2 protein-coding genes are annotated in these 1,419 nt (G+C 30.1%); both read right to left on the bottom strand.

Going from position 1 to position 1,419, the window contains the following annotated elements; translation table 11 throughout:
- On the bottom strand, nt 1–666 hold a 666-nt coding region (locus OYV_RS03875), incomplete at its 3' end, for a class I tRNA ligase family protein (protein ID WP_042068395.1).
- A 111-nt stretch (nt 667–777) separates the two neighbouring features.
- Nucleotides 778–1,419 (bottom strand): DUF933 domain-containing protein (locus OYV_RS03870; protein WP_042068394.1); only part of this gene is annotated, 642 nt, incomplete at its 5' end.

The following is a 1,419-nucleotide window of genomic DNA, read 5'->3' as shown; positions in this document are numbered from 1 at the left end:
GTCAAAAATATCTAGTTTTTTCATGCTAAAAGCAACATAAACAGAAGGAGATTGGTGATTGTGGTACTCTAATTCTGCTTCTGCTAAAGCAGATTCTAAAGTAGGTGACCAATGAATAGGTTTGAGGGCTTTAAAAATTAATCCTTTGTCAACCATTTGTCCAAAAATTCTTACCTGATCAGAAACAAAAGTTTTATCCAACGTTAAATAAGGATTTTGCCAATCTCCTAAAATACCTAATCTTTGAAATTGATGTTTTTGATTATTAACATTTTCCAAGGCAAATTCTTGACATTTATCTAGTAAAGGTTTTCTGGTAAAAGCATTTTTAGAAGTTTTTTTAAGAACTGCTGCCTCAATTGGCAAACCATGAGTATCCCAACCAGGAATTAAAGGAGTGTAAAAACCTTGCATACTACGAAAACGAACAATAAAATCTTTTAAAATTTTGTTTAAGGCGTGTCCCATATGAATATTGCCGTTAGCATAAGGAGGTCCATCGTGCAAAATAAAAGGGTTGTTGTCTTGATTTTGTTGTAATTTTTTTTGATATAAGTCAAGTGTTTGCCAATGTTTTTGAATGTTAATTTCGTTTTTGCCTAAATTTCCTTTCATAGGAAAATCAGTTTTTGGCATCAAAAGAGTTGTTTTATAATTTGTTGTCATATCTTTTTTATCTCCTTATTTTTAGGTTGTTAAATTGATAATTTGTTATTTGGGGGGGAAAGTTGAAAATAGAAAAAATCGAATTTCAAAATTAAAAGTTTGAATATTAAACTAAACATTAAATCTAAAAGTAATAATATCACCATCTTTAACTATGTATTCTTTGCCCTCAATGCGAACTTTGCCTTTTTCTTTGCTTTTTTGAAAAGTTTGGGCTTCTAATAAATCAAGGTAAGAAACAACTTCGGCTTTAATAAAACCTTTTTGTAAATCGGTGTGAATAATGCGGGCGCATTCGGGAGCTTTAAGACCTTTTTTAAAAGACCAAGCGCGAACTTCTTTAGGTCCTGCAGTAAAATAAGTTTGGAGACCTAAAAGAGCATAACTTTCTTGAATTAATTTAGTAAGCCCTGATTCTACAAGACCATAGTTCTTTAAAAAAAGTTGCTTTTCTGCAAAGTCTAAAGACGATATTTCTTTTTCTAATTGCACACACAAAGGAATTACTTTTTTGGATTCTTTAGTAGAATACGCTAAAACTTGTTGATAAAAAACGTTGGAATCCAAAGATAATAAATCATGTTCTTTAATGTTGGCTAAATAAAGGTAAGGTTTTAAAAACAACAAATTAAAGGTTTTGACAAGCTTTAATTCTTCATCCGAAAAAACCAAATTTTTTAAATCTTGGGTAGTTAAATGGGTTTTAATTTTGGTTAATAACGCTTTTTCTTGCAATAATTCTTTGTCAAGTTT

It is taken from the genome of 'Chrysanthemum coronarium' phytoplasma, assembly GCF_000744065.1.
Classification (GTDB): Bacteria; Bacillota_I; Bacilli_A; order Acholeplasmatales; family Acholeplasmataceae; genus Phytoplasma; species Phytoplasma asteris.
The sequence above is the reverse complement of the archived record's forward strand: the minus strand, read 5'-3'. Positions and strand labels throughout refer to the sequence as shown.